This is a genomic window from Dyella sp. ASV21 (genome assembly GCF_016428975.1).
In the GTDB taxonomy this organism is placed as follows: Bacteria; Pseudomonadota; Gammaproteobacteria; order Xanthomonadales; family Rhodanobacteraceae; genus Dyella.
Genome location: NZ_JAELTT010000036.1, coordinates 1 through 26,309, shown reverse-complemented (window position 1 = coordinate 26,309; position 26,309 = coordinate 1). Strand labels below are relative to the sequence as shown.

17 protein-coding genes and 1 pseudogene are annotated in these 26,309 nt (G+C 62.9%); 5 read left to right on the top strand and 13 right to left on the bottom strand.

Translation table 11 applies throughout. The features are described from left to right. The first annotated feature begins 266 nt into the window (after positions 1 to 266). Complete coding sequence (locus JHD67_RS13160) at positions 267 to 839, top strand: DNA-3-methyladenine glycosylase (RefSeq protein WP_199099691.1); 573 nt, start codon at positions 267 to 269, stop codon at positions 837 to 839. 75 nt (positions 840 to 914) lie between these two features. Here the strand turns inward: JHD67_RS13160 and JHD67_RS13155 are convergent, their stop codons facing one another. Then, positions 915 to 1,295, bottom strand: coding sequence for a DUF5329 family protein (locus tag JHD67_RS13155; RefSeq protein ID WP_199099677.1), 381 nt, complete (start codon positions 1,293 to 1,295; stop codon positions 915 to 917). A gap of 260 nt (positions 1,296 to 1,555) precedes the next feature. Here JHD67_RS13155 and JHD67_RS13150 point away from each other — a divergent pair, with 260 nt between their 5' ends. Next, positions 1,556 to 3,109, top strand: a complete 1,554-nt coding sequence (locus JHD67_RS13150) for a phospholipase D family protein (RefSeq protein WP_199099675.1) — start codon at positions 1,556 to 1,558, stop codon at positions 3,107 to 3,109. Positions 3,110 to 3,129: 20 nt separating this feature from the next. On the opposite strand, the gene JHD67_RS13145 is transcribed toward JHD67_RS13150, so the two are convergent. Beyond that, the gene (locus JHD67_RS13145) at positions 3,130 to 3,933 is read right to left on the bottom strand and encodes an SGNH/GDSL hydrolase family protein (protein WP_233171876.1); all 804 of its coding nucleotides are present in this window, start codon (positions 3,931 to 3,933) and stop codon (positions 3,130 to 3,132) included. 391 nt (positions 3,934 to 4,324) lie between these two features. Here JHD67_RS13145 and JHD67_RS13140 point away from each other — a divergent pair, with 391 nt between their 5' ends. Then, positions 4,325 to 7,402, top strand: a complete 3,078-nt coding sequence (locus tag JHD67_RS13140) for a ligand-binding sensor domain-containing diguanylate cyclase (RefSeq protein WP_199099673.1) — start codon at positions 4,325 to 4,327, stop codon at positions 7,400 to 7,402. Between the two features lie 17 nt (positions 7,403 to 7,419). Here the strand turns inward: JHD67_RS13140 and JHD67_RS13135 are convergent, their stop codons facing one another. Then, positions 7,420 to 8,115: a response regulator transcription factor gene (locus JHD67_RS13135; RefSeq protein WP_199099668.1), complete on the bottom strand. Its 696-nt coding sequence runs from the start codon at positions 8,113 to 8,115 to the stop codon at positions 7,420 to 7,422. A 104-nt stretch (positions 8,116 to 8,219) separates the two neighbouring features. Here JHD67_RS13135 and JHD67_RS13130 point away from each other — a divergent pair, with 104 nt between their 5' ends. Next, complete coding sequence (locus JHD67_RS13130) at positions 8,220 to 8,885, top strand: response regulator transcription factor (RefSeq protein WP_199099666.1); 666 nt, start codon at positions 8,220 to 8,222, stop codon at positions 8,883 to 8,885. 15 nt (positions 8,886 to 8,900) lie between these two features. On the opposite strand, the gene JHD67_RS13125 is transcribed toward JHD67_RS13130, so the two are convergent. Both JHD67_RS13125 and JHD67_RS13120 read right to left on the bottom strand, forming a co-directional pair. Continuing rightward, positions 8,901 to 12,305 carry a hybrid sensor histidine kinase/response regulator gene (locus JHD67_RS13125; RefSeq protein ID WP_199099664.1) on the bottom strand — a complete coding sequence of 1,135 codons (3,405 nt, stop codon included), beginning with the start codon at positions 12,303 to 12,305 and terminating at the stop codon, positions 8,901 to 8,903. 178 nt (positions 12,306 to 12,483) lie between these two features. Then, positions 12,484 to 13,842, bottom strand: coding sequence for an amidohydrolase (locus JHD67_RS13120; RefSeq protein ID WP_199099662.1), 1,359 nt, complete (start codon positions 13,840 to 13,842; stop codon positions 12,484 to 12,486). A 458-nt stretch (positions 13,843 to 14,300) separates the two neighbouring features. Here JHD67_RS13120 and JHD67_RS13115 point away from each other — a divergent pair, with 458 nt between their 5' ends. Beyond that, a complete protein-coding gene (locus JHD67_RS13115; RefSeq protein ID WP_199099660.1) occupies positions 14,301 to 17,930 on the top strand; it encodes a transporter substrate-binding domain-containing protein in 3,630 nt (1,209 codons plus the stop codon). A 151-nt stretch (positions 17,931 to 18,081) separates the two neighbouring features. On the opposite strand, the gene JHD67_RS13110 is transcribed toward JHD67_RS13115, so the two are convergent. The 8 genes and pseudogenes from JHD67_RS13110 to JHD67_RS13075 all read right to left on the bottom strand — a co-directional run. Continuing rightward, the gene (locus tag JHD67_RS13110; protein WP_233171875.1) at positions 18,082 to 18,825 is read right to left on the bottom strand and encodes a DUF2968 domain-containing protein; all 744 of its coding nucleotides are present in this window, start codon (positions 18,823 to 18,825) and stop codon (positions 18,082 to 18,084) included. A 135-nt stretch (positions 18,826 to 18,960) separates the two neighbouring features. After that, on the bottom strand, positions 18,961 to 21,087 hold the full coding sequence (locus tag JHD67_RS13105; RefSeq protein WP_199099656.1) for a TadG family pilus assembly protein: 2,127 nt from the start codon (positions 21,085 to 21,087) through the stop codon (positions 18,961 to 18,963). A gap of 4 nt (positions 21,088 to 21,091) precedes the next feature. Then, positions 21,092 to 21,493, bottom strand: coding sequence for a DUF3613 domain-containing protein (locus JHD67_RS13100; RefSeq protein ID WP_199099655.1), 402 nt, complete (start codon positions 21,491 to 21,493; stop codon positions 21,092 to 21,094). Beyond that, positions 21,490 to 22,329 carry a tetratricopeptide repeat protein gene (locus tag JHD67_RS13095; RefSeq protein WP_199099654.1) on the bottom strand — a complete coding sequence of 280 codons (840 nt, stop codon included), beginning with the start codon at positions 22,327 to 22,329 and terminating at the stop codon, positions 21,490 to 21,492. The genes JHD67_RS13100 and JHD67_RS13095 overlap by 4 nt, the downstream gene beginning before the upstream one ends. A gap of 2 nt (positions 22,330 to 22,331) precedes the next feature. Then, positions 22,332 to 23,288, bottom strand: a complete 957-nt coding sequence (locus tag JHD67_RS13090) for a type II secretion system F family protein (RefSeq protein WP_199099652.1) — start codon at positions 23,286 to 23,288, stop codon at positions 22,332 to 22,334. Positions 23,289 to 23,344: 56 nt separating this feature from the next. Further along, positions 23,345 to 24,274 carry a type II secretion system F family protein gene (locus JHD67_RS13085; protein ID WP_199099647.1) on the bottom strand — a complete coding sequence of 310 codons (930 nt, stop codon included), beginning with the start codon at positions 24,272 to 24,274 and terminating at the stop codon, positions 23,345 to 23,347. Continuing rightward, positions 24,271 to 25,635 (bottom strand): CpaF family protein, encoded by a 1,365-nt coding sequence (locus JHD67_RS13080; RefSeq protein ID WP_199099641.1) that lies wholly within the window; start codon positions 25,633 to 25,635, stop codon positions 24,271 to 24,273. The genes JHD67_RS13085 and JHD67_RS13080 overlap by 4 nt, the downstream gene beginning before the upstream one ends. Beyond that, a pseudogene (locus tag JHD67_RS13075) lies at positions 25,620 to 26,309 on the bottom strand (fimbrial protein); the annotation flags it as partial. The gene JHD67_RS13080 and the pseudogene JHD67_RS13075, both read right to left, overlap by 16 nt.

The following is a 26,309-nucleotide window of genomic DNA, read 5'->3' as shown; positions in this document are numbered from 1 at the left end:
GTCTGGTCGTTGCGAGTGCAACGGAGGGAACGGCGGGTGGGTGAACGATGATGTCACCTACCTTCGACGCTCGCCGCCGGGTTGCCATCAGCGATGGGGTGGAGGCGCTCGCGCGTCCCTATGGCGGCCCGCCCGTGCACCGCGTAACCAGGACTCGCGCCGGTGTCGGTGGGCACGTCGGGTTACCATGGGGTTCTTGATGGCACGGGCGGAGCCGGTGTATGTCGCATGGGGTGGATTCCGCCGTGGCGTGGCCGGGGCTGTTGTTGCCGCGCTCGTTTTTCGAGCGGCCGGCGACGGTGGTGGCGCCTCAACTTCTGCATAAGATCCTCGCCCGTGCGGATGGGCGCGCGGGGCGCATCGTGGAGGTGGAGGCCTATGAGGGCGCGGTGGACCCGGCGGCGCATTCATTCCGCGGGAAGACTCCGAGAAATGCCGTTATGTTCGGGCCGGCCGGGCACATGTATGTGTACTTTACCTACGGCATGCACTGGTGCTGCAACTGTGTGTGCGGCCCGGATGGTCACGGTGTGCTTATCCGCGCGCTGCAGCCCCTGCATGGCGTGGACCAGATGCGGCGCGCTCGACCCGGCGGCATCCCGGATCGCGACCTTTGTCGTGGGCCGGCACGGTTGACGCAGGCGCTCGGCATTACGGGTGCGCAGAACGGTATTGACCTTGTGCACCCGCAGGCGGGGTTCGCCGTGGTGGATGACGGTATGCCTGCACCGGATGCGCCGCTACGCAGCGCGCGCATCGGCATTCGCGTTGCCATCGATTGGCCGTGGCGATGGAGTGTGCCTGGCAGTCGATATGTCTCGGGGCCCTCTCGGGCTTGATGTCGTCGCGATCAGTGATGCATGGCAGGTGAGTTCATTAGCTGGACGCTTGCCGGGGATGGCGGCATCGCTCGATCAAGGCGGCGTTGAGCGGATGCGCTGCAGTTCGGCACGGAGCCACGCCGCGGATGTTTGTTGTCTGCCGTCGCAGTTCACCAGGTACGGCTCGCCACTCACGCTGCTCTGGGTACCGGCGCGTGTGATGAACTCGTCGGTGCTATGCACCTGGTCGAGGCGTTGCAGATAGCGGAGTTTGTCCTCGAGGTGGTTTTCGGCCCGTATGGCGTCGTAAGGCTTACCGTTGCGTATGAACGTGCAATGGCTATGGGCGACGAAATCCAGCAAGGCGTGTATTTCGCGCTGGCTGGTGGCGTTGGACAGGCCCTGGCTTTGGGCCGCCCAGCTCAGGGCTATCAGCGAGGCGGCAAGGACGTGCGGCGATCGGTAGGAGTACACAAGGTGGCCTCGTGGCATGTTGCGTCGGGTATGCCCGGGCTTCATGGTGCTGCCGCGGACGAAGTGCGCTGTCGCATGGCGTTTACACCAGCAGTGATACCGGCAGTGTCAATGCGATGTGCATGCAGAGCCGACCTCCCGGCGTTGCCGGCACGTTGCCGGGCAGTCAGGCCGTAGCAGGTACGGCTGTGCTACATCGGTGGTCGGCGGCCCGAGTTAGTGGCCGAAGCTGGATGGTTCAACCCAACCGGGGTGGAAACATGCGCGCAGTGGGCTGGATGGTTTTGCTGTCGGTGGCGCTGTTGCAGGCCTGTTCGACGTTGCCACCGAGTACCGACAAGGTGGCGACGCATCACCTAGCGCCGGCCAAGGATACGCCTGCGGCGCAATACGCCCACGCCGAGGTGAATGCGCACGGCCAGCAGTCGGGCTTTCGCCTGCTCACGCTCAGCACCAATGCACTGCTCAGTCGCGTGGCGCTGGCCGATCATGCCAAGCATTCCATCGATCTGCAGTACTACATTTTTGCGAACGACATGACCGGTCACCTGCTGATGCAGCACTTGCTTGCGGCGGCAGATCGGGGCGTGCGCGTTCGCATGTTGATCGATGACAACAATTTCGACGACAAGAACCATTTGTTCGAAGCGATCAACCTGCATCCGAATATCGAGGTGCGCTTGTTCAATCCGTTGGAGACACGCAACCCATCACTGTTGTCGCGCGCCACGCAGTTCATGATCGAATGGCAGCGCTTGAATCGACGCATGCACAACAAGTCGTTCATTGTGGACAACGAAGTGGCGGTGATCGGCGGGCGCAATATTGGCGACCCTTACTTCGACGCTGGTAGCGATACGCATTTTCGCGACCTGGATGTGGTGGCGATCGGGCCCGTGGTGCCCCAGGCATCGGCGGCGTTCGATGCGTATTGGAACTGTGATGCGGCCTATCCGCTCAATAAGCTTGCCAAGACGGATATGTCCAATGAGCGTTTGGCGAACGTGCGAGAGACCTTGAAGAAGGACGCGCGCGTATTCGCGCAATCGGACTATGCACAGGCCGCGCTGGATGAGTTGCCCCAAGGCCCCACGGCGGACAAGCGGGGTGAGTGGTTCTGGGGCAACGCCACGCTGGTGGCCGATCAGCCGGAGAAGATCGATACGTCGCGTGATGTGCCGGCGTTGCGCATCGGCCCCGATATCAAGGCGATGCTGGATGGCGCGCAGCACGAGATTTTGGCAACCACGCCGTATTTCGTTCCTGGCGAGGAGGGCAGCCAGCATCTGGTATCACTGGCGCAGAGCGGTCTATCTATCAAGATTCTCACCAATTCGCTGGCATCTACGGATGAGCCGGCGGCGCATGCCGGGTACGTGCACTATCGCAAAGCCCTGGTGGAGGGTGGCGTGCAGCTCTACGAGCTGAAGCCTCAGAGCGGCCAGAGTCAGCAGTCCACGGCGTTGGGCAAATCCTCCGGCATCAGCCTGCATGCCAAGACCATTGTGGTAGACGAGCGCGAGGTGTTTATCGGTTCGCTGAATATGGATCAGCGCTCAAAGCTGCTCAATACCGAGATGGGTGTGATCGTGGATTCGCCCGGTCTGGCGCACGCCATCAGTGATTTCTTCGCAACCGCCACGGAATCGTCCAATGCGTACAAGGTGGCGGTTGATCCTCGCTCGCACCACTTGAGCTGGTCCGCGCAAGAGGGTGGAAAGCCCGTTACCTACCAGCGCGAGCCCGATGCGACCATGAAGCGACGCATGGAGGTGTCGTTACTGCGACTTCTGCCGATTGAAAGCCTGTTATAAGCGCATGGCGCTTCGCTAGCTCAGTGCTCGTCGTGTGGGGGCGATGCAAGCGCTTGGCGGATGGCCTTGTCCGTCAACGGTTCCATCACCTCATAGCCCTTGCGCGTAGGATGAACGCCATCTTTCGATAGGGCGGGCTGCATCGCTCCGGAAGGCGTCGCCATGGCGGTGTAATAGTCGACGTAGATGAAACCTTGGCGCTCGGCATAGCTTTTCATCCATGCATTGAGCGCTTGGATGGTGTCGCCGATGCGCAACTGGGGGCGCCAGGGAAAGTTCGCGGCCGGGGGGACGGAAGCCAGGATCACGCGAATATGGTGTATCTGGGCCAGTTCGGCCATGGTCACGATATTGGCTTCCACTTGTTCCAGCGTGCTGGGACCGGTGTTGCCAGCGATATCGTTGGTGCCGGCCAGAATGTGCACGGCCTGTGGGTGCAGCTCGATTACGTCCTGGCGAAAGCGCAGCAGCATCTGCGCGGTGGTCTGCCCGCTGATGCCGCGGTCCAGCTTGCCTGCGGTGAAAAAGGCGGGGTGCTGTTGGCCCCAGGATTCGGTAATGGAGTCCCCCATAAAGACCACGCGCGGAGCGGCGTTGTCGGCGCGCAGCGCGGCGTTTTGTGCCCGGTAGTGACAGAGCTGGCCGAAGTCATGGGCGAAAAGGTAGGCCTTCCATTGCGTTTCCGGCATGTCGTCCGGGCCTTTAAGACCGGCGCAAGGGTTTGCCGCGATGCCGCTGGCGGTGTCGTCGGCAACGGTGGGGGTGGCTACGGCGCATAGGGCAGCGGTCAGGATCGCGATGGGGAAGATCCAGAGAGGGGGCATGCAGGGTCCTTGGGGAGAAGGCGGCCGACGGGGCTACTTAAGCATTTAGTCCATGGCGGGGCCAGCGGTAGGCCTCCATTGCGATCGATAGTGGGTGCCGATGGAAGGAAACTTGCAAGGGATTCGTATCGAAAGCGCTATGGTCGGCGGGTGGGTCCGCTGGTGACGCCGGAGAAGGGCGGGTTTCTGGTTGCGTTAGCTCAAGTGGGAATGCGGGATGTGGCTTTCGATATCCGCAGGGTGGGTTCTTCCATGGCTTCGCAATGGCTTGAAATCGTTGAATTCCCGCGTTGGCGGGATTGATATGCATCAATTTCCTGGGCCGTGCTCAGGTCGGCCGAAGTCACATTTTGTAAGCTGTCACTCACGGTGCGCTGCAAGGGAGCGAACCATGCGCAGAGCCTGGGGGCTCGTTCTATTACTGCTGAGTGTGATGACGCCGGTCCCGGGCTGGGGCTCCGCGGCGCAGGCTGCGTTGCGCCCGCTGGAGTTGGCGGGACTGGGCGCGCCCTCCTTCACCAACTTCAGCGCGCGCGATGGCCTGCCCTATACAGTGGTGGTGGATGTCCGTACCGACCGCGAAGGCTTCGTGTGGGCGGCTTCCCCCGATGGGGTGTTCCGTTACGACGGCCGGCGTTGGAGCGCGAGCGACGACCCGGCTATGGCGCATGCCGCCGATTGCCTGTGGGTGGATAGCGAGGGCGTGCTGTGGGCGGGGTTCCGCAATCACGGTCTGGCACGCTATGACGGTACGCATTGGCACGTGGAGGACGCGAGCACGGGCTTGCCGTCCAACCAGATTCGTCGCTTCGGCGAAACGATAGACGTCCGCGGCGCCCACACCCTGTGGGCACTGACTTGGGACAAAGGCCTGCTGGTGCGACGCGATGGCCGGTGGCTGGCCGATCCGGACAATGCCGGGCTGCCGCACACCACCGTGCTTTCCATGGCGCAAACCCAGACTTTGGGCGGCGTGCGTCGCCAGTGGCTGGGCCTGGGTACGGCTGGCCTGTGGTACCGCGACGAAGGTACCCACGGCTGGCGACCCTGGCACGCGCCCGGGCTGGACGGCGCCCAGGTGGAGTACCTGTTGCGCACCGAGCACGAGGGGCACGAAGAGTTGTGGCTCTCCGTGTTCGGCAGTGGCTTGTGGCGGTTGAGTAGTGAGGGAATGCGTCGCTGGTCGCGCGAGGAGGGCACCTTGCCGACAGACGAGATCTACGGGCTCGCCGTGACCTCCCTGGAGGACGGCGACCGGGTGATTTGGCTGTCCTCGCGCTCGGGCTTGTTGCGTGTCCATCGTGATGAAGTCCAGGCGTTTGACCGTCGCTATGGATTGGCTTCGAACGTGGTTCGTGGTCTCAACGTATGGCGCAGCCCCAGCGGCAACGATGTGATCTGGATGGCGACCGAGGCCGGTGTATCGCGCACCGTGCTGGGGGTAAGTCCATGGTCCACCGTGACCTTGATGGGCGAGAGCTCCACCGGCGTATTCGGCTTAATGCTGGAGCCGGACGGCCACGGTGGCGAACGCCTGTGGGTTGGCGCAAAAGGGGATGGGCTGGCGTTGTACGAACAAGGGCGCTGGCACAACTTCAGTGCCACCGACGGCACGTTGCCCGAGCCCAGCGTCACCACCATCGTGGCCGCGCGTGGCAAGGCGAGCGGTCACCAGCGTTGGGTGGGCCTGCGTGGCGGCGATCTGCTGCTGATGCAGGATGACAACAGCTTCGAGCCACAGGACGGTCCGTGGCTCAAGGTGAGCAGCCAGGCGATTCCCGACGTGCTGGAGCGGACCTTCGACGGCAAGGAGGAGCTGTGGGTGGCCGCGCGCCAGGGCGGCGTGTATCGCCGCCGCGACGGCCAATGGACGGCGTTCGCGCCGCCGGGCGTTGTCGGCGAGTGGAGCGCGACCAAGCTGCAGGAGCAGATCGATGCGGGCGGGCGCTCGTGGCTATGGGCCACCACCAATCAGGGGCTCGCTCGCTTCGATGGCCAGACGTGGGCGTTGTTCGGCCACGCGGCCGGTTTGCGCGACTCCCTGCTGCTCGGACTCAGCCTGATTCCCGATGCACAAGGGCATCCGGTGTTGTGGATGGGCAGCGTGAGCGGCGGCGTCCAGCGTATGGATGTGAGCGACCCGAGGAACCCCCGCTTGCTGCCGGATACGTTGCCGCCGCCGCCGGACCCCACCGTTTACAGCGCCTTGCGCGATTCGCAGGGGCGCATCTACCTGTGTACCAACAACGGCGTGCAGCAGCTTACGCCGCTGGCCAGCGGCTATCGCTCGCGCGTGTTTACACGGCGCGATGGCATGGTGCATGACGAGTGCAATACCAACGCACAGATGATCGATGCGCATGATCGCTACTGGGCCGGCACGCTGGGCGGACTCACAGTCTACGATCCGCAGCGCGAAATTCGCGACACCCACGCCAAGCCGCTGCGCATTACGGGCACGCATGTGGACGGGCAGGCGGTCGACCCGGGTGTGGCCGGCCTTGAGGTGAGTGCAGGTACCAAGACCATCGAAATCCAGTTTGCGTTGTTGTCCTGGTATCAGGAGAGCGAGTCGCGCTTTCGCACACGTCTTATCGGCCTGGAGGACACGCCGGGCAATTGGACCACGCAGGATTCACGAACCTACAGCAGTTTGTCGCCGGGTTCCTATCGTCTGCGCATCGAGGCGATGGATGAACTGGGCAATGTCAGCGTGCCCGTGGAGTTGCCCATTTTGGTGGCTGCGCATTGGTGGCAGCAACCCTGGGTTACCGCCGCGGGTGGCTTGGTGATCCTGCTGCTGGCGTACGGCGCCACGCAGTGGCGCACCCGCGCGTTGCAATCGCACCGGCGCGCGCTGGAGTACCGCGTGGCCGAACGTACGGCGGCGTTGGATGCTGCCAATGCGCGGCTGCTGGAGCTGTCCTATTGCGACGAGTTGACGGGGCTCGCCAATCGGCGCCGCCTGTTGGAGCGATTGGAGCAGTTTCCGGAGGAGACCACGCCCAGCGCGCAGCACGCTTTGCTTCTGATCGATGTGGACCATTTCAAGAACTACAACGATCGCTTCGGTCACTTGATGGGTGATGAGGCCTTGCGCCAGGTGGCGGCTGCCATGCAGCGATGTGTTCCTGCCGACGCGGTACTGGCTCGCTACGGCGGTGAGGAGTTCGCCTGCCTGCTACCCAACGTCAGCGTGGGGCGCGCTGCTGCGCTGGCCGAGCGTGTGCGCAGCACGGTCGCCGGTCTGCCATCCATCATCGGTGGCACAGCGGGCGTTGCTCCCATCACCATAAGTATCGGCGTGGCTTGTGGCTGCATCGCCAATACCGCGGATGCCGACCGGTTGCTGCGCGATGCCGATATCGCGCTGTACCAAGCCAAGCGAGAAGGGCGAAATCGCGTGCAGGTATGGCAGGCGAATGGTGTGCCATCAGCGGCGCCGAACACCGATGACGCAAAGGCCTAGCTTGTGCGAGGGCCGCGCTAGGCCGCGTTGCCGGTGGGCGTTACGTCATCGGTTTGCGTCGCACCCGATGCTTGGATCAGTCCATGTCGAATGGCGTAGCGGCAAAGCTCCGCGTTGCTGGACAGCGATAGCTTTTTCATCACGGATGTCTTTTGCGTACTCACCGTTTTACGGCTGCGCCCGATTCGATCGGCAATCTCCGTTACCGAAAGGCCTTCGGCAAACATGCGCAAGACTTCGCTTTCGCGCTTGGTGAGACGCACGTCGCTTGCATCGCCTTGCTCCTGGGTACCCGTAGCGGCCAACAGGGCGTTGATTTTTTCCGAAAGAAAACGCTTTCCACCATGGGCCTGCGCAATCGCCGTAGGCAATAGCGCAAAGTCATCGGTTTTGCTGACCAGTGCGTCCACGCCCAGGCCGAGCAGATGTTGAAACGTATTGGCGTGCTCCAGCCCGGTGAGAACGACAACGCGCACCCGGGGAAACCGGCGGCGTAACAAGCTCAATAGCGTTATGCCATCGCCGTACTGGCCGCCGGGCATGGCGTAGTCGGTAACCACCACGTCTACCGCCTGGCGTTGCAGCAAGGCGATCAGTTCGGTGGAGTTGCTCGCTTCGCCGACCAGTTTAAGGTCGCGATGGCGGGAGACGATGTGTTCCAGGCCTGCCAGCAGGGCCGGGTGATCATCGGCGATTGCTACCAGGATGGTCATGAGTATCCCGCCGCTGTGGCTAAATGGAACTGGCTATTTACATAAGAAAATCGCAAGTCGAATATAGCACCTGTACGGCTTATGCCGTCCTTGGGGTGTCCGTCATGGAAGTTTCGCGGGTTCGCGTCGTGGTTGCCGATGACCATCCGGTCATTCGCATGGGCATTGAATCTGCCCTGGGCGAGGTGCCGACGCTGACGCATATCGGATCGGCGCAGAACTCCACCGAATTGGTCGCCCTGTTGGATCAGCAGCCCTGCCAAGTGCTCATCACCGATTACGCGATGCCCGGCGGCGACTATGGTGATGGCCTGGAGCTGGTGGATTTTCTGCGGCAGCGCTACCCATCGTTGGCCATCGTGGTGATGACCGGCATCGAAATGCCTTCGCTCATCCGCATGCTGATGGCCAAGGGCATTCATGCCATTGTGGGCAAGACCGATAGCCTTGCGCATGTGCCCATGGCGGTGCAGGCGGCGTATGTGGGGCGCAAGTACCTATCGCCATCGATCGCGGCCCTCGCGGAGGCAGATAAGGCAAACCAGGTATCGGCATCGTCGATTGCCAAGCTCTCGCCGCGTGAGCGCGAGGTGCTGGCCCTGTTTGTTGGCGGCGCCACCATCAGCGAAATTGCAGCAAGCCTGGAGCGAAGCAAGCAGACGGTAAGCACCCAGAAGATACGCGCCATGGCCAAGCTTGGCGTCAGCAACGATGCGGAGCTGTTTCGTTATGCCGAGGAGTTTGGCGGAACCCCGGGAGCCAGCCGCTGACGCCTAAGGATCGATTTACGCGGTGGCTCGGCGCTCATAGCGATCAACCAGATGCTGTAAGTCATCGCGCAAAGCCACCAGTTCTTGCTCCAAGCCCGCCAGGCCATCCTCGCGCAACTCTTCTTCCAGTTCCGAGCAACGCTGCGCGATGTCCAGCTCTCGCAACATCAGCAGCGCACCTTTGAAGGAGTGCACGGCATCGATCAACGTCCCCGTGTTGCCGTTGGCGAGGCTGGCGTCCATCGCGGCGATGTCTTCGCGGGCGCGCTGCAGGAAGGCATTTCGCACCTTGTCCGATAGCATGGGGGCCGCCGACGGCGTGCCGTTGCTTTCGCTGGGTGCGCTGGCCTGACCATGCTGGGGAATCCAGCGGCGTAGTGCATCGTCCAGTTGATCGCGCGATAGCGGCTTGAGCAGAAGCTCTGATAGCCCCGCTTCCTTGCATTGCAGCTGCTCGCTCGCCAGCGCCGATGCGGTGATGGCGAGAATGGGAATGTCGCGATCCTGCTGGCGCAGGGCATGAGCCAGCTCGTAACCGTTCGTCTCGGGCATGTTGAGGTCGGTGAGCACGGCCCGGTACACGCCAGGTTTCCATCGATCGAGTGCGATGGCGCCGTTCTCGGCCTCATCTACCGTATAGCCGAGCGATTCAAGTTGCTCGCGTAGCAGTTCGCGGTTGACGGGATGATCCTCAACCAACAGCACCTTGCCTGATTCCTGCTGCGCCGGCACGGGCACCGCGGTAGGTGTCGGTTTGGCGACGTCACCGCGAACGGCTTCCAGGAGTGCCTCGCCGGCGTAGCAGGAAACCTGTACCTCATCCCCCTCGTATCGGGGTGAGAGCGGCCCATCGGCTTTTGCGCGTACAACACGCGCCAAGTGGCCAACGCGCTGCTCATTGAGGATAGGCACCGGCAGGGTTTCGCCCCCGACGATCAGCAGTACCCAATCGTCCGGCATGTCGGGGGGAAGCTCCGCCCAACGGGCCGCCAAACTTACCTTGGCGCCCTTGAAACTGAGATAGCCGCCTAGCTCAGTGCGCCATTCCGGCGCCGACGCCAACACCGCCACGGCGAGGCCGTGCAGCGGAGCCTCTTCGCGTGCGGCACGGGTATGGACAACGGGTGTCAACGGTATATGCAGGCGAAACACGCTGCCCACGCCAAGCGTGCTGCGCAGATCCATGTGGCCGCCGAGCAAGTGGGCAAGCTGCTGACACAGCACCAAGCCGAGGCCGGTGCCGCCGTAGCGCTGGGCGATGCTCTGGTCGGCCTGGGAGAAAGGTTTGAACAGGCGGCGTTGTTGTTCGGGCGTAAGGCCAACGCCGGAGTCGAGTACTTCAAAGCGAACCCAGGTACGGTCATCCGGTGCGGCATCGTCGCGCACTACGTTGACCGAAATGCGTCCGGACTCGGTGAACTTCACGGCGTTGCTGAGCAGGTTGTTGAGAATCTGGCTGATGCGGTGCGCGTCGGAGACATAGGCACCGTCCAGCGTCGGCGCGATGTGGAAGTACAGCGACAAGCCCTTGCGTTGGGCCTGCGGGGCGAACAACAGGGCTGCCGCTTCAACGACCTGGCGTAGTTCGAACGGTGCGGGTGCAACGTCCATTTGCCCGGCTTCGATCTTGGAGAAATCCAGCACGTCGCTGATGATGCTTAGTAGCGCGGTGGCCGATTGCTGGATACGCTCCAGCCGGGCGTGTTGACCGGCATCGAGCGGGCTGTTTTCCAGTAGCTCAAGGTGGCCAAGGATGCCGTGCAGCGGCGTGCGTATCTCGTGGCTCATGCTTGCCACGAAGGTGGATTTGGCATGGCTGGCGGACTCCGCCGCCAGGCGGGCTTCCTCCGCCGATTGCCGCGCCTGTTCCAGGTGGTGTTCGAACTCCAGCTGGGCGGTGACATCGTGAAAGGTGCACAGCCACGCGGCATGCTCGCGATATCGGGCCGGCGTCGCCACTACTTTCAATTGCCGCAGGCTGCCGTTGGGCCAGCGCACCGAGAATGGCCACTCCTGGTCGAGCGCCCCCTGCGCGCCGCGAAGGCGTTCGATCAACAAGGCAAAAACGGCATGGGGTGGTGCGAAGTCACGGTCACCGATGACATCGTCCATGCGCTTGTTCTTGACGATGACGGACGGTGCGCTTGCGTCTACCAGGCACATGCCCACGGGCGACGCAGCGATGATGGTGCGGTTGAGCGCTTCGCTCTCGTACACCATGGCCGCCTCGGCAAGCGCGGGTTTCACTGAGCGGCGGTCAATGCGTAGAAGCAGCAACCACAAGCCGGCGATGCCCAGCGCCGCGGCGCCGATGATGCTTAGCAAATGCGTCGATTCGCTGGCCCATAGATCCTTGGTCGTATAGGGGTGGATCAGCAGCCAGTCGGTACCGGGGAGTGCGCCGATCACGGTGGACACGCCGGCCTCGTGCCACGACATGCGGCCGTTGGCGGCCAGTTGCGCGGCGTGATCATGAATGAACGAAGCGACCTGTTCGCGACGGGTGGGCGTGAGTGGTGCCCCGGTGGAAAACAGCGTATCGCCGTCGCGCGTAATAATGGCGAACGCGGCGGGGGCGACACGATCCAGCGTGGCGCTGAATTTGGTCAAGGGCTGAAAGAATACGCGGCGCAGGTATTCCTGTTGCCCGGAACGCAAGCCGACACTGGTGAACAGAGACATTTCACCGGTCAGCGGATTGCGCGCAAGGGTGTAGATCGTGCGGCCGCCGTGGGTGGAGATGGCGGTGGACGAGGCGCGCTGCTCGGCATCGATAGCCAGAAGGCGATTCATGACTTCATCACGCGAGTTCGCATGCAGCGTGCCGAAAAGCTGAGACTCCTCGGAGATGCCGCTGATGAGAAACACCGACTTCGTCGGGTCGTAGGCGAAGGCCAGTGTGTTGGGGTTCTCGATAAACAGCGTGGTCCAAGCGGCAAACAGCGAATGCTGCCGCGTCAGGCCCAAATATCGGGAGATATCTGATACCGGCAGCGTGGCGTCCGCGCGCTCGACGATCAGCCACGGGAGCGACTTGCTACCGCCCGCCGATACCGATAGCGAACGGCCGTTGGCGTTGAAGGACGCCAGCAGTGCCTCGCCATCCTGTCGAAGTCGTTCTTGCTGATCGGTCCACAACGCATCGCTGATATTGGCGATGGCCACATTGTTGTTGTCGGTCTGCCGAAGTTCCGCGCTTAGCGAGGACTGGCCAATGCGGAAGAGATCCCATTGTTCGGCGGCAAAATCTTTCATGGCCGAGACCACGCCAATGGCCGCCATGAGTACGATCAGTGCGGTGAGCAGACCTCCGCCGCCCCAAAGCGAACGGCGTTGATGTCGCCGCAACGCTTCCACACCCTCCCGGTCATCGACGGGAGGACGTTCGGCGTCCTGGCCGGAGGGGTATCGCTCGATCATGCTGACCTCGCGTTATGGCATAGGGCTGGCGTCGGCAGAATATCACCGAGGGCAGCGCGGAATGGTCTGAATTCGGCGTGCAGGTTCAGCCGTATCGCATACGCGCCTGGCGGGAGCACGGGGTGGCCCGGGCGCCCGCCAGGCCGCTGCTATGGCAGCGGCCGCGGTAAGCGCCAGGTTACGAGGAGGTGTTCTTGCCGAACAGCTCCAGCATGGAGGTGGTGGCCACCTTGGTGCCCACGGGAATGGCCTTGAGATCCACAATGAAGTTGGGGTTGTGGGCGGAGTAGGGCAGCATCTTGCCTTCCTTGCGTGCCTTGGCGAACACATCGGGGTCCGCCACGCCGACAATCAGGAAGGTGAACGGAACGTCCTTATTCGGCCCCAGGAGCAGGTGCACGTCCTCCGAGCCCGTGGCCGGAGGAAGGTTGGTCACGACGTTCTTGTCGCCCAGTAGCTGGCGCAAAGGCACTGCCAGGCGATTGGACAGCGCGTCGTCATTGATCAGGGGCGTGGAGCTGCCTTTCATGGTGATCACCGGCAACTGGTTTTCCGGCATGCCATAGGTACGCGCAACGCCATTACTGACGTTGCGAATGCCTGCAATCATCTGCTCGCGTACCTTGGGGTCGTACCAGCGAAGGTTGGCCTTGACCAGGGCGGTTTCCGGGATGACGTTGTTGTCCACACCGGCCTGGATCGAGCCTACCGTCAACACGGCGGTTTGCTGTGGTTCGATCACGCGGCTCACGATGGCCTGGTATTCCACCACGGCGTACGCAGCCATCAGTACGGGATCTTTGGTGAGCTGCGGCATGGAGCCGTGTCCACCGACGCCCTTGAAGAGGATGTCGATCTGGTCGGTGCCCGCCATCTTTGGACCACCCGAACTCACCACCATGCCGAGTGGGCCGGGCGCGGTGTGCATACCAATGAAGTAGTCCGGCTTGGGTAGCCCGTACTTGGTCCACAGCCCATCATTCACCATCGCCTGCGCGCCTTCGATCAGCTCCTCGGCTGGCTGGGCCACCAGGATCAGCGTGCCGCTCCATTCCTTTTTCATGGAGACCATGGCTTTGGCCATGCCGAGCATCCAGGTGACATGGGCGTCGTGACCACACATATGCGCCACCGGCGATTCCGTGCCATCGGCACGCAGTACGCGCTCCTTGCTGGCGTAGGGCAGCCCGGTGGCTTCCTCCACGGCATTGGCGTCCATATCCGCGCGATACATCACGATGGGGCCGGCACCGTTCTTCAGTACCGCGACCACGCCGGTCTTGCCAATACCGGTCTTGACGTCGAAACCGAGATCCTTGAGCTCCTTCGCCACGATGGCAGCGGTGCGCTTCTCCATGAAGCCCAGCTCGGGATGCTGATGAATATCCTTGAAGATCGCGGTCAATCGAGCGGTATCGCCGTCGATTTCCTTGTTGGCCTCCTGCATGAGCGGAGGCGGCACATGCGATTGCTGCGCCCAGAGCGGCGAAACCGTAAGCGTAGCGATAAGCGCAAGAGCAAGTGCGTGGCGTGACATGGTGGAGCTCCTTCAGTGTTGCCGGCAAAGGATCAACTCATGCTGGACATGAGCGTGCGTGAGGCCAACCAAGTATTACGGGAGCAAGTGCAAGGAATTGTCTGCACAACAGTACTCCATAAACGTTCTGTGCCTACATCCTTGCTTGGAACATGCCACGGCTTCGTCTTCAAGCGACGCAAACTTCCCTCGCTGTGTCGCGCTGGCAAATCGCAAGCTTTGCCTCAGTTTGGCGAGATGGTTCATTCAAATAGGAACTTCTCGCGCTGCATCGTTGATGCGGGCTGCCGCGCCGATTTGGTCCTGGACCTACGTGTCTATCGCGGTACCTGTCTTTCAAGTGAGGTAATTGCCCACGCGCCTAATCAGAGAATTCTCATGGAGCTGCCAGTGGTAGGCCCATAAGCTCATGCCACCTCATTCCGTCCCCTTCGGGAGGGCGCCCTCTTGAAGCGCTCATGAACTCAATGGCTGTCATACGTGAACGGCTATTTGTCGGGTTGCTCGGCGCAGGCCTGGCGAGTCGCTGCTTATCGCCTGCGCGATATGTCCTAGCGTTCCTGGCCTTCTGCCTGCCGCTGGCCTGGGTGCACGCGACACCTGCAGAAGGTTTGTCGCTGGAGCCGCAGGAACTTGCCTGGATTGAGGCCCATCCGGTAGTCAAGGTGGGCGTTTTTGCGGGTGACAATTTACCGGTGGAATCTTGGGTGGCCGGGCGCGCCGAGGGAATGGGCGTGGACTACGCGCGCCTCCTCGCCCGGCGACTGGGCGTGCAACTGGAATTTCTTCCTTACGCCCCGGGTAGCTATGAATCGTCGACGAGTTCCGACGAAACCTTGCCCTTCGACCTGCTGTTAGGCGAGCCCATCACAGCCGACGGCTCCCGGCGGTTCAACTACCTCAAGCCGCTGATCGATGGTCCACCGACCATGGTGACCCGCAAGGACGCCAACACCATTCGCTATGAAAGCGATCTTGCGCACATGCGCCTGGTCGTCGAGCGCAATTTTCCTTCGTTGGCCGCCGAGATCGGTGCTCGCCTGCCGGAAGCGACCTTGCTGTTCGCCAACGATGGTCAGCAGGCGCTGGACATGCTCGTGTCCGGTCGAGCGGATGTCTACATCGGGGGTACGCCTGAACGTACCCAAGTTCTGGTGAGTCGACGCAAGGTCGACGATGTAAGCATTATCTCCCCGTTGAATTTCAGCTCCACACAGATCGCGCCGGCTGTACCAAGGGAGCGTGCGTTGCTGTGGCAACTGTTGCGCAAGGCCGAGGCGGATATCTCCGCGAGCGAACTGGCCCAGCTGCGTGCCAATTGGGGTGTGGATGACACGCCGGCTGGCGGTTCCGCCACCCTTCCTGGCCTGAGTGCGGAGGAAACGGACTGGCTGCACCACTTGAAGCCATTGCGGCTTGGTTACGAAGTCAACCGATATCCCTATACGTTTGCCAATAGCAATGGCGAGTTCGATGGCCTGGCTCAGGACTACATCGAACTGATCAGCAAGCGACTCGGTGTGGGTATACGGCCCGTTCCCGCGCGTGACTGGCAAGAGCTGATCCGCATGGTGCAAGCGGGGGAGGTGGATATGGTCGCCGCGGCCATGCCGGATGACTTCCTCGATAGCGGCATGCTCTTTACCCGGCCTTATGAACATTTTCCCGAAGTGATCGTAACGCGCTTGGGCGCGCCACCTGCTGTGCGTTTGGAAGATCTGGCCGATCGATCCGTAGCGCTTCGCGAGGGGCCGGGTCACCTGCCACTTTTCCGTCGACTGCTATCGCGCAGCCGTCTTTTCCCCATGGCGAGCAACGAAGATGGTTTGGCCGCCGTCGCCACGGGTAAGGCGGATGCGTACATCGGTACCCTGCCTGCGGTGGATCCGTTGATCCGTGAACGCTTTGGCAATCTTCAGGCGGCCGGGAAGACGGGTACAGATGAAGGCCTCGCGATCGGTGTCGCGCAGGAGTACGCACCCCTGGTTCCGCTGATCAATCGCATGCTCGTCGGCATGACCGACCGGCAGCGCGAAGAGATGCGCAACCGTTGGCTGCGTATCGCTTATCTCTATGGCGTGCCATGGGCGTGGGTGCTGATGGGATCGTTGGTGGCTACGCTGGCCGTTGCGGTCGTCGTGTACTTCTATACGCGCTTGCGCCGACTGATGCGGGCAAAGCTGCTTACCGAGCAAGAGCTAGCCGATCAATTGCTCTTTCAGCAGGAGCTGCTGGAGGTGATGCCGCATCCCGTGTTCGTCAAGGACCCCGATGGACGGTACATCGCGGTCAATCGAGCCTATGAGGCGATGCATAACTGCACGCGCGCTAATCTGATTGGCCGCACGGCGGCCGAGGCCGGCCACCTTTCGGCGACCGAGGCCCTTTGGGCGCAGGACCTCGACGCCAAGCTGATGGAGCAAGGCGGCGAGATCTCGCTGCTGTTGGATAGCGCGCCACGGGGAGAGGGTGAGTCGTCGTCGCAGGCCATGCTGTTGTGGTCGCGTTGCTTGATCGATACCCGTCAGCAGGTGATCGGCCAGCTTGGCACGATGGTGGATGTTACGAATCTGCGCGATGCCAAGGCAGCCGCGGAGGCCGCCGTCACTGCCAAGGGGGCCTTCCTGGCTACCATGAGCCACGAGATACGCACTCCCATGGCTGGCGTGCTTGGCCTGATCGAACTGATGGCGCTAACCACCTCCGATCTGGAGCAGCGACGGATGCTCGTCATGGCCAAGGATTCGGCAAGCGCACTGCTGCAGATTCTGGATGACATCCTGGACGTGTCTCGCATCGAGTCCGGCAAGCTGGTGCTCGATGTGCAGCCGTTCGACCTACGCGCACTGGTTGATGGGGTGGTTGGCGTATTCACGGCAGTGGCTCGCCAAAAGGGCCTTAGGTTGTACGCCACGCTCGACCAGCGGCTGGCCGGCGAGTATCGGGGCGACGCCGGTCGCGTTCGCCAGATCATCACCAATCTGTTGAGTAATGCACTCAAGTTCACCGAGCGCGGTCACGTGGAGCTGCGCGTGGATGTGCAAGGCGACCTGCTGAATGAACAGCGCCTGCGCATTGCTGTGTCCGATACGGGCATCGGCATTGCGGAAGAGCAGCTGGCGCTTCTATTTCAGCCCTTTACGCAGGCCGAGGTATCCACGGTAAGGCGCTATGGCGGCACCGGGCTCGGTCTGACCATTTCGCGCCAGCTCGCGCGACAAATGAATGGCGACATTCGTCTGATCAGCGCGGAGGGCTTGGGCACACAGGCCAGCTTTGAAGTGACATTCGGCGTGGAGAGCAATCTCACCATTCAGCCGCTTCTGGAAGGGCGCGGGGCGGTGATCCATACGCACGATGCACTACTGGAACGTAGCTTGGCTCATGCACTGGCCGCGTTGGGAATGACTCCCGTAGGGGGCGCGCGCGATGGCGCCGCCTCGCCGATGCTCGGTGGCTGCGACATCGTGTTCATGGATGCAAGGGCGACCTCAGAATCTGCAGTGCCCCCCCATGTTCCCGTGGTGCACTTGAGCGAGATACCCGATCCGCGAGGGTTCTATCGCGAGGAAGGCTTGCTCATGCTCAGCGGGTATCCCCTCATGTGGCACGCGGTCCAGGATGCCTGTCATGCGGCGCTGGGGGGCGAGGCACCTGCGGTAGAAAATGTGGCTAACGTAGCCGCAAGCCGGCGAAAGTCACGAGTGCTGGTGGCGGAGGATCACCCGATCAATCGGGCCGTGATTGCCCATCAGCTCGAGCGCCTTGGCTACGAGCACAAAGTGGTGGAGAACGGCCAACAGGTGCTTCAGGTCTTGGCGCACGAGCGCTTCGACATTTTGCTCACCGATTGCCACATGCCCGTGATGGATGGCTACGTTTTGACGCAGCGAATCCGGGATATTGAGCGTGACATCGGCGTGCACCTGCCCATCATTGCCCTGTCGGCCAGCGTGCAGCGCGAACAGGTGCAGCGCTGCTACGACGCAGGCATGGACGATTTCATCGCCAAGCCCGTGCCCCTGGACGCGCTGGAAGCCACCCTGGCCCGCCATCTGGAGAAGCCCCGTGAGGCAGTGGCGTTCTAAGGAAAACTTTCTGAACCGGGCTGTTGTCGCCACGATCTAAGCGGGGCTACGCCATGCTGCCCGATGCTGGGCTGCAAATGTCCACGGAGGCACCCCGCGGCAACCGCGCGTGAAGGCGGTGCCGTCAATGGGCGACCGCGCTGGCGCGCGATCAGGGAGAGGCAGGGGGCGCGGGTGGCGCGGGCGGATTGTTCGGCGGCGTGGTTGTTGCGGGTGCCGGCGCCGGCGTGGGCAATACCAGGCTCGGGTTGGACTGCATCGATTCCAGTGCGCGGATCTGCTGCTTCACCGCATCGAGCTGGCTGGTGGTGGTCTGCAGGTCAGCCGTGAGTGCGGCAGCTTGCTGGCGCGCCTGCTGTTGCTGCTCGGCCACTTGCGCAGCCTGCTGCTGCTGGTTGGTGGCGTCTTGCTGCAGTGTGCGCAAGCGGCGCTCGTTCTGGGCGATCATGCGCTCGGCGTACTTTTTGCCGGCATCCAGGCGCATGGTGTCGATCTCTACCTCGCCCAGCGACTGCGTCTGAGTGACGAAGGTGCGATACAGCCCCTCGGCTTGTTCGAAGGAGTCGGTCTGGATGACGCGCCAGAATTCCTTGCCATGGAACAGCACGACGTAATAGCTCAGTGTTTCCGGTCGGAACAGCAGGCTGGCGCCGTAGGTGCTGTTGTAGGTGGTGCGCACTTCGGTCAGCTGGTGCGAATCGATCAGCTGGCGCAGGTTATCCACCGTGCTCGCCGGCACCTTGTTCTCGGGCGCAGGGGCCGCTTGCGGCGCGGGCTGAGGCGCAGGCGCCTGGGCGCTGCTGGTGGTCGGTGCGCTGGCGCAGGCCGAAGTGGCCATAAGCACCAAGGAACCGATCGCAAACAGCACTCGTCGTTGGCTCGCGTGGCGAGTCATGGCCTTCATCCCGTCTTCCCCTCGGTTTTGCCCGGTACCGTAACCCGTCGCGACGCGATGGTTACGCGCTTGCCGGGACATCCGGCACAGTCTAAGGGTCTGTTCCCGGGGGTCAAGAGGCGTCTGTCGCAGTGTCTAGTAGACCAGCTGTACGCCACGGCATTGCAGGGAGTGCAGCGTGACCGTGCTTACCCCCAACTGGACGCCCAGCGTGTTGTTCAGCAGGGGAGTGAGGATCTGTGTGCCGATCTGGTTCAGGGGCCCCTGCAGGGCCTGTACCACGAACGCGAGCAGGGCGATCACGCTGTTGGGGGTGCCCCCCGTGGACGTACCGTTCATGGCGGTCTGGATCACGTTGATACAGGGCGCGGAGCCGAGCAGGCCCAGCGTGCACGTGGTCTGGTTAAGGATGTTGCCCAGCAGGTTGGTCACGCTGCTCAGCAAACCCCCGGTGTTGTTGAGCAGGCCGACCACATTGAGGGTAAGGGCGCTGCTCAGCAGGCCACCGGTCTGGGTGCCCACCTGGTTCAGGAAAGTCTGCAGGCCCGACGTGGTGGACGACAGCTGATTGAGCGCCGCGGTCAGCTGGCCCGCGTTGCCCCCGGTTGTGCCGGCGCTGGCGTTGTTGTTCCACAGGTCATTGGCCAGTGAGCCCACGATGTTGCTGCTATTGCTGGTGCCACCCTGGGTCACCAACACCGCCGTGAGGGCATTGAACAGGTTGCTGACCGTAGTGCCAATGGCGAGCGGGGTACCGTTGGCAGGGACGTTCTGCGTCTGCCCTGGGGAGAACGTCGCCGAGCCGCTGGCCGGCAATGCCCCAATCACGAAGTTGCTGTTGACGTTGGCGACCGTGACGCCTGACGCCTGGATCAGCAGCAACTGATGCGGCGTGCTGGAGCCGGGAATCTGATCACAGGTGCCTTGGGTGGAGAAGGCGCTGGCCTTGGTGAAATTGCCCACGCAGGTTTTGAGCACGGAGGAATTCACCGCAATCGTGGCCTGCCAGTTGCCGCTGCTGTCCTTGGTGGTGCACAGGCCGGTGAGCGTGGCCTGGGCGTTGACCAAATCGAGGGCAATGGGGATGTCCACCTTGATGGTGGTCTTGGCCAGCGCGCTGAGCAAGGTGCCGATCAGCGGGATACTGTTGGTGGAGATCTGCGGGTAGACAAAGGCGCGTATCTGGGAGGTGGACGCCGTGGTGCCCACGCCGCCCACGCCGATGGCGGGTGGCTCGATGACGCTGGCTGCCGCGGTGACGTTGACGGGCGGAAGCGAGATTGACGTATACGGCACGCTGACCGCGTGGTTACCCGTGCCCACCCCGATCGCCGTGGCGATCACCTGCAGCGCATTGACCTTGGCATTGAGCGCGGTCTGCGCGGCGCTATCCGGCGCCACGATCTGCGCGAACAAGCCACCGGGCGCACTGCTTGTCGAGCCCAGCGTAACCGTGCCGGGCGCGGTTCCCAGCGAGGTGGTGATGGCGTTTACCAGGCTGGCGTTGGCGCTCAGCAGTTGCTGCTGGCCGGCGGCATTCACAGTAGCGTTGAGCACGTCGATCAGTGCGTGCGCATTCAACGAGGAAGCAAGCAGCTGATTGAGCCCGCCAACGGTGATATTGGTCGGTACGGATACGCCTAGCTGGTTAAGCAAGCCGGAAGGCGTGATGGTCGCCGTAGCCAGGCCGTTGTAACCCACCAGACTGGCGCTGGGTATGTTGATGCCGATGCCTGCCAGCAACTGCCCCAATGGGGCCGCGCCGCTGAAGTTAACCAAGGTGCTGCCCACGGAGAATACGGCGACCGGTTGCAAGCCCATGGCGACGGCTTCGGCGTTTACCGTCGGCAATGCACCGGAGCCGAAGATCGGCAACACGGGGCGTGAGGCCACTACCTTGACGGCGTTGGGCGTATTGCTCCCGGTGGTGGCCGCGAAGTGATCGGTGATGCCGCTGTTGGCCACCGGGTCCCAGGTGCCGCAGTTGATGGCCAGCGTCCCGGTGAATCGATTTTCGGTGGTGGCGTTGCCGCGTGCGGCGCTGTTGTCGGTGTTGCCGCTGTTACAGGCGGACAACTGTTGCGCCCCGGCCAGCGCGGCGAGATCGGCCACCTTTTGCGTATCGCGTTTGGCCCAGTACAGATAGCCCACTTCGACCAGCCCCAGCATGGCAGCCAGCGCAATCATCATCAGCATCAGCGATATGGCGGTGGCGCCGCGCTGCGATAGGGCGTGTCGTGGTACGGGCGAGGGCGCGCGCATGGCGTCACTGACCTCCGGTGCCGGATTTGCTGCTCGGCACGGTGGTGTCGAAGAACACCGGAATCGGGTGTTCGAAACTCTTCAGATAGCGCACGTAGCTGGCGGAGGCTTCTTGCCCGGGAATGGGCAGCAGCTTGCCGGCCTGAGTACCGTCGGCCTGCATGGCCAACAGCATGCGCGTGGTGCTACCGATAGCGGTGGATGGCGCTGCGGCGCTCTCGGCGGTCGGCGCGGCGACGGCGGGTACAGGCGCTTCGGGCGCGGCGGTGACCGCCGTCGATGGCGTGGGGGCCGTGGGCGCCAGCATCTGTCCGGTGAGCGGCGCTTGTTGGGCCTGGGCAACCATGGCTACGCCAGATAGGCAGAGGGCCAACACGTACTTGTCGCGCAAGGGAAAACGGATCATGGCCGGGCCTCATAGGGAGTGGCGTCGGAAGTGAAGCGCTGCAGCATGCTGGCGGGGACGTCGCTGGGGCGCGTGACGTTGGTGCTTGCTGCCGTAGCGCTGGGCTTGCCTCCGCTGGCGGGAATCGCGCTGAGCGGCTTGCGCAACGCGAGCTGCGTGGCGAGCCGGCGCACGCTGGCGCGACTGGTGTCGGACAACTCCCCGCGTTGCATGATCGCGTCTGCCCGGCTGCTGTCGCCACTGAGCAGGGCCCATAGCGCGAGGTTGGCGATCACCTTGGGATTGGTGGGGTCCAGCTCCGCCGCCATGGCGAGCGGATCCTTGGCTGCGTCGAGCTGCCCCGCATTCAAGCGGGCATAGCCAAGGTCGCTGAGATAGTTCGCATTGACCGGTTCGAGCGTGGTGGCTTTCTGCAACGCCTGTTCTGCTGCGGCGGTGTTGCCCTGTTGGGCATCGACCAAGCCCAGCCCATGCCACGCGGCGGCGGCATCCCCGCCGCTGAGCAGGCCGCGATAGAGCGTGCGAGCCGCGTCCAACTGGCCCGTCTGACGCAGCGCATCGGCCTGCAACCGGCGAAGTTCTGGCGTATCGCCGAAGCGCTGGCGGTACGCGTCGATGTGCGCCAGCGAGGCGTAGTAGGCGCCTTGCTGCTGCATGGTGCGAATCAGGTCCATGTAGACCGTGCGGTCATCGCGTGCCGAATTGCCAGGCCCGACCAGCGAAGGCGTCACGGCATGATTGGGGTAGCCGCCCAGGGTCTTGCCGCAGCCGTTGAGCCCCGCGAGGGCTGTCAGCGCCAGCACGCAAGGGAGAAGACGGAAAGGTCGAACGGTCATCGTCAGTGTCCCCGGAACTTGGTCATGGAGTCGATCAGCGAAATGATCGCCGGACCGGACAGCACCAGCATCAACGCAGGCAACAAGGTAAGCATCATCACTACGGTCATCTTCACGGATAGTTTTCCGCTCTGTTCTTTCATGTAGAGCTTGCGCTGCTCGCGCATGCGATCGACGAACTGACGCAGCGGCTCCTGCACCGCGCCGCCGTGCTCGTGCACTTGCACGATGATCTGCACCAGTCCACGCATGTTGTCGTTATCGAATTCGCACAAGCGATGCAGCGATTGCTGGCGCGTACGTCCACGCGCATAGCTGACGTTGGCCTCGCGCAACTCGCGCGCCAGGATCGGCAGCGCCTCGCGGAAGCGATCGCCCACCATCTGCATGCTCTGGTCGACGCTGAAGCCCACGCCTTGCAGCAGGCGTAGCAGATCGACCAGCAGCGGCAGTTCGTCGTCCACGCGTTTGCGCAGCCGGCTTGCCATCACCCCCAGCACGAGCTTGGGGGCGATCAGGCCAAAGGCCAGCGCGCCTATCACCACCAGCAGAAGGTCGAATCCATTGTGGGGCGCAAACCACAGCAGTGCGGGAATGGGCGTGAGCGCGGCGAGCGCAATGCGCAGGCCAAGAAATACCGCGCGACCCTGCGGCGTATTGCGATGGATTTGCGCGAGCAGAAGCCGGTCTTCCGGTGTGATCAATGCCTGCCCGAGGCGCCCACTTTCGAAGCGTTCGCCCAGGGCCCTAAGCCAGGGAATGGCGTGCTGCCACCAGTGGACGCCGCTGCTGTCCTCCGGCGTCGGCGCCACGACCACCGGTGGTCCGATCAGTGCCAGGTCGATCGCCTGCGATTCGCGTCGCTCCAGGCGATGGCGTCGCCACGCTTCACGCGCAAGCAAGCCCAGACCTGCCAGCAAGGCAAGCACGGCGCCCGCAATAATCCAATCGATGTCCACTACGCATCCCCCGTGTCACGATGCCGATGTGCGCCAAAATCGATGCATTCCCTCGGCTACAGTGACTTTGCCAATCGATAAAGCAGGAACCCCCCGACAAGCTCCAGGCACAGCGCGCCCAGCAGGAGCTTGTGCCCCAGCTCGGTGTGAAACATAGGCATGAAGAAGCCCGGGTCGGTCAAGGTCATGAAGGCCGACACGGCCACCGGTAGCAGCGCCAGTACCCAGGAGGACATGCGCGTTTCCGAAGTGATCGCCTTCAACTCCTGACGTGCGTGGCTATGGTCGCGCATGAAATCGCTCATGCGCTGCAGGATGTGGTCCGCGCGTCCGCCCACACGAATGCCGATGCCCAACACCGAATGCAGCAGCGCGAGTTCCTCCAGTGCATAGGGACGCGAAGCAGTGGCCAGCGCCTGATCGAGATCGACACCGGCATGCATGCCCTGCAAGGTACGATCAAGCACGCCACGTAGCGGCATGCTTACCGACTTGGCGGTGCTCTGGAAGGCCATCGGAAGGCTATTGCCCACGCTCGTCATACGGATCATGCCGTCCAGGAAATCGGGCAATTGCGCCAAAAGCAGGTGTTGCTGCTTTTCAACGCGACGCCGCAGCCATAGCCACAGCAGCGCCAGATACAGGCCAGCGAACAGTGGGAGTGCCCACGCACTGCCAATACGCCACCAGGCCAGCAGCACTAGCAGTACGCCCGGCACGGCCATCGCGATATAGAGGCGGGGATTGGCCGGCAAGGCGGCTTTCAATAGAAAGCCATCGGCGCGCTGGCGCCACGCGCGCTTGCGCGCGCCTGGCAGCGGCGGTGGCAGGCTGCGCGGTTCAGGGCCGCCGTGACTGACCAGGCGTGCCTCGATGCTCTCCAGGCTGCGTCGCTGCAATAGGCGCAAGCTACCACCGGACCACAACACCAGGGCGCCGGCGAGCAGCAGCAGGACGATGCTGAAGAGCGCCAGGATCTGGATCATGGTATGAACCCGCCGGCCTGCCGCAGCATTTGCCGGAACGGCTCGAGCTTGGCCGTATGTGGTTGCAGGCCCAGGCTGAGCCAGCGATCCACATCCTTGCCGTCGCGATCCACGAATGGGTCGTGCCGATACATGTCCTGGGTGGTGATGATGTTGTCGCCCACGCCGGTGACTTCGGTGATGCACGTCACCACGCGGCGGCCGTTGCTCAGTCGGGCGATCTGAATGATGAAATCCACCGCGCTGGCGATCTGCCGCCGCAAGCTGGCTTCACTGCCCTGGAAACCGGCGAAGCCTGCCAGCATCTCAAGGCGGTAAAGAGCATCGCGCGGCGAGTTGGCGTGGATGGTGGACATCGAGCCGTCATGCCCGGTGTTCATGGCCTGCAGCATTTCCAATACTTCGGTGCCGCGCACCTCGCCCACCGCAATGCGGTCGGGGCGCATGCGCAGGCTGTTGCGTACGAGGTCGCGAATGCTGACCTGTCCGTCACCGTCAAAGCTGCCGAGGCGGCTTTCCAGGCGCACTACATGGGGATGGTTGAGGGCCAGTTCGGCGGTGTCTTCCACCGTGATGACGCGATCGCTGTGTGGAATGAAGCTGGCCAGCGCGTTGAGCATGGAGGTCTTGCCCGAGCTGGTGCCGCCGGAGACGATGATGTTGCATCGGCCAAGCACCATTGCTTCCAGCAGGGCGCGAATCGGGCGGTCGAAGGCACCCTTCTCGAGCAGTTCGTCGGGAGTAAAAGGGTCTTTGCGGAACTTGCGGATGGACACGCACGGGCCGTCCACCGACAGGGGTTCGATAATGGCGTTGAGGCGGCCGCCATTGGGCAGGCGCGCGTCCACCATCGGGTTGGTATCGTCCAGGCGGCGGCCGAGCGGCGCCAGGATGCGGCGCACGATGCGCAGCAGGTGATGGTTGTCGCTGAAGCGGATGTTCTCGGGTTTGAGGATGCCGCCCCGCGAAACATAGACGTGGTCGTAGCCGTTGATCAGGATGTCTTCGACCGCCGGATCGAGCAGCAGGTCGTCGAGTGGCCCGAAGCCGGTCAGCTCCTTTACCAGCGCGCTCGATACCTGTTGCATTTCCGCTTCGTTGACCGGAATGCGCCACTCCTGCACGAAGCTGGCGGTTTCGGTCTCCACGTACTTGACCACCGTGTTGCGCGCCCATGAGGCCAGGTCGATGCGCTGGTCCTCGATGCGGTTGAGCAGGTACTCGTGCGCGGCGGAGAGCACATCCTGGAACTGCTGGGTGTGTTCAAAAGGGAGGTGCGCGGCATCCAATCGCGATGAAACGTCGGCGCGCCGCAGCGCGGCTGCCAATTGTGCCGCTGGCGAGTTCAGCGGTGTTTCCATAAGGATCCCCCAAGCCGTTGGGTCAACTGTTTCAAGGGCGATGCGGAAAGGGTGTGGTTCACGCGCAGGCGGAAACGTGCCATCAAGGGTGCAAGCGCGCGTACGTACGCATCCGTGGGTGCATTTTCATGCAGCAACGTTCCTTGATTGGCGCTGGTGCGAAGTGCGCGGGAGCGATCCGGCAAGGTGGCGAGTACGGCCTGGTGGAAGCGCTCGGCAATGCGCGCGGCGCTCAGCCCCGTATCTTCGTCGTAGCGATTCACCACCAATGAAACGCGCAGGTCGCGCGGGCCGGCTTGTTCGAGTTGCTTGAGGCAGCTGTCCAGCGAAACCATCGCACCGATGGTCTGGTCGGTCAGCAACCAGATCTCGTCCGCCATCTTCAATACGCTTTGCGCTGTCTGGTCAAGCTGGCGGTAATCCAGGTCGCAGAGCACCAGGTCGTACATGCACAGAAGACGATCGAGCAGCGGCACCACCTCGGCACCACCAAGGCTGGCGCCGTGCTCCTTGCCCGGGCCGAGTACGGCGGCGCCGCTGGCGTGGTGGGGCAGGGCAGTGCGTACCAGGGTGGCATCGATACGGCCAGCGTGACGCAGGGCGTCGTCCAGGTGGAAATCCGCGCGCAAGCCCATGTATAGGGCGATGTCGCCACGGGAATGCCCCAAGTCGAG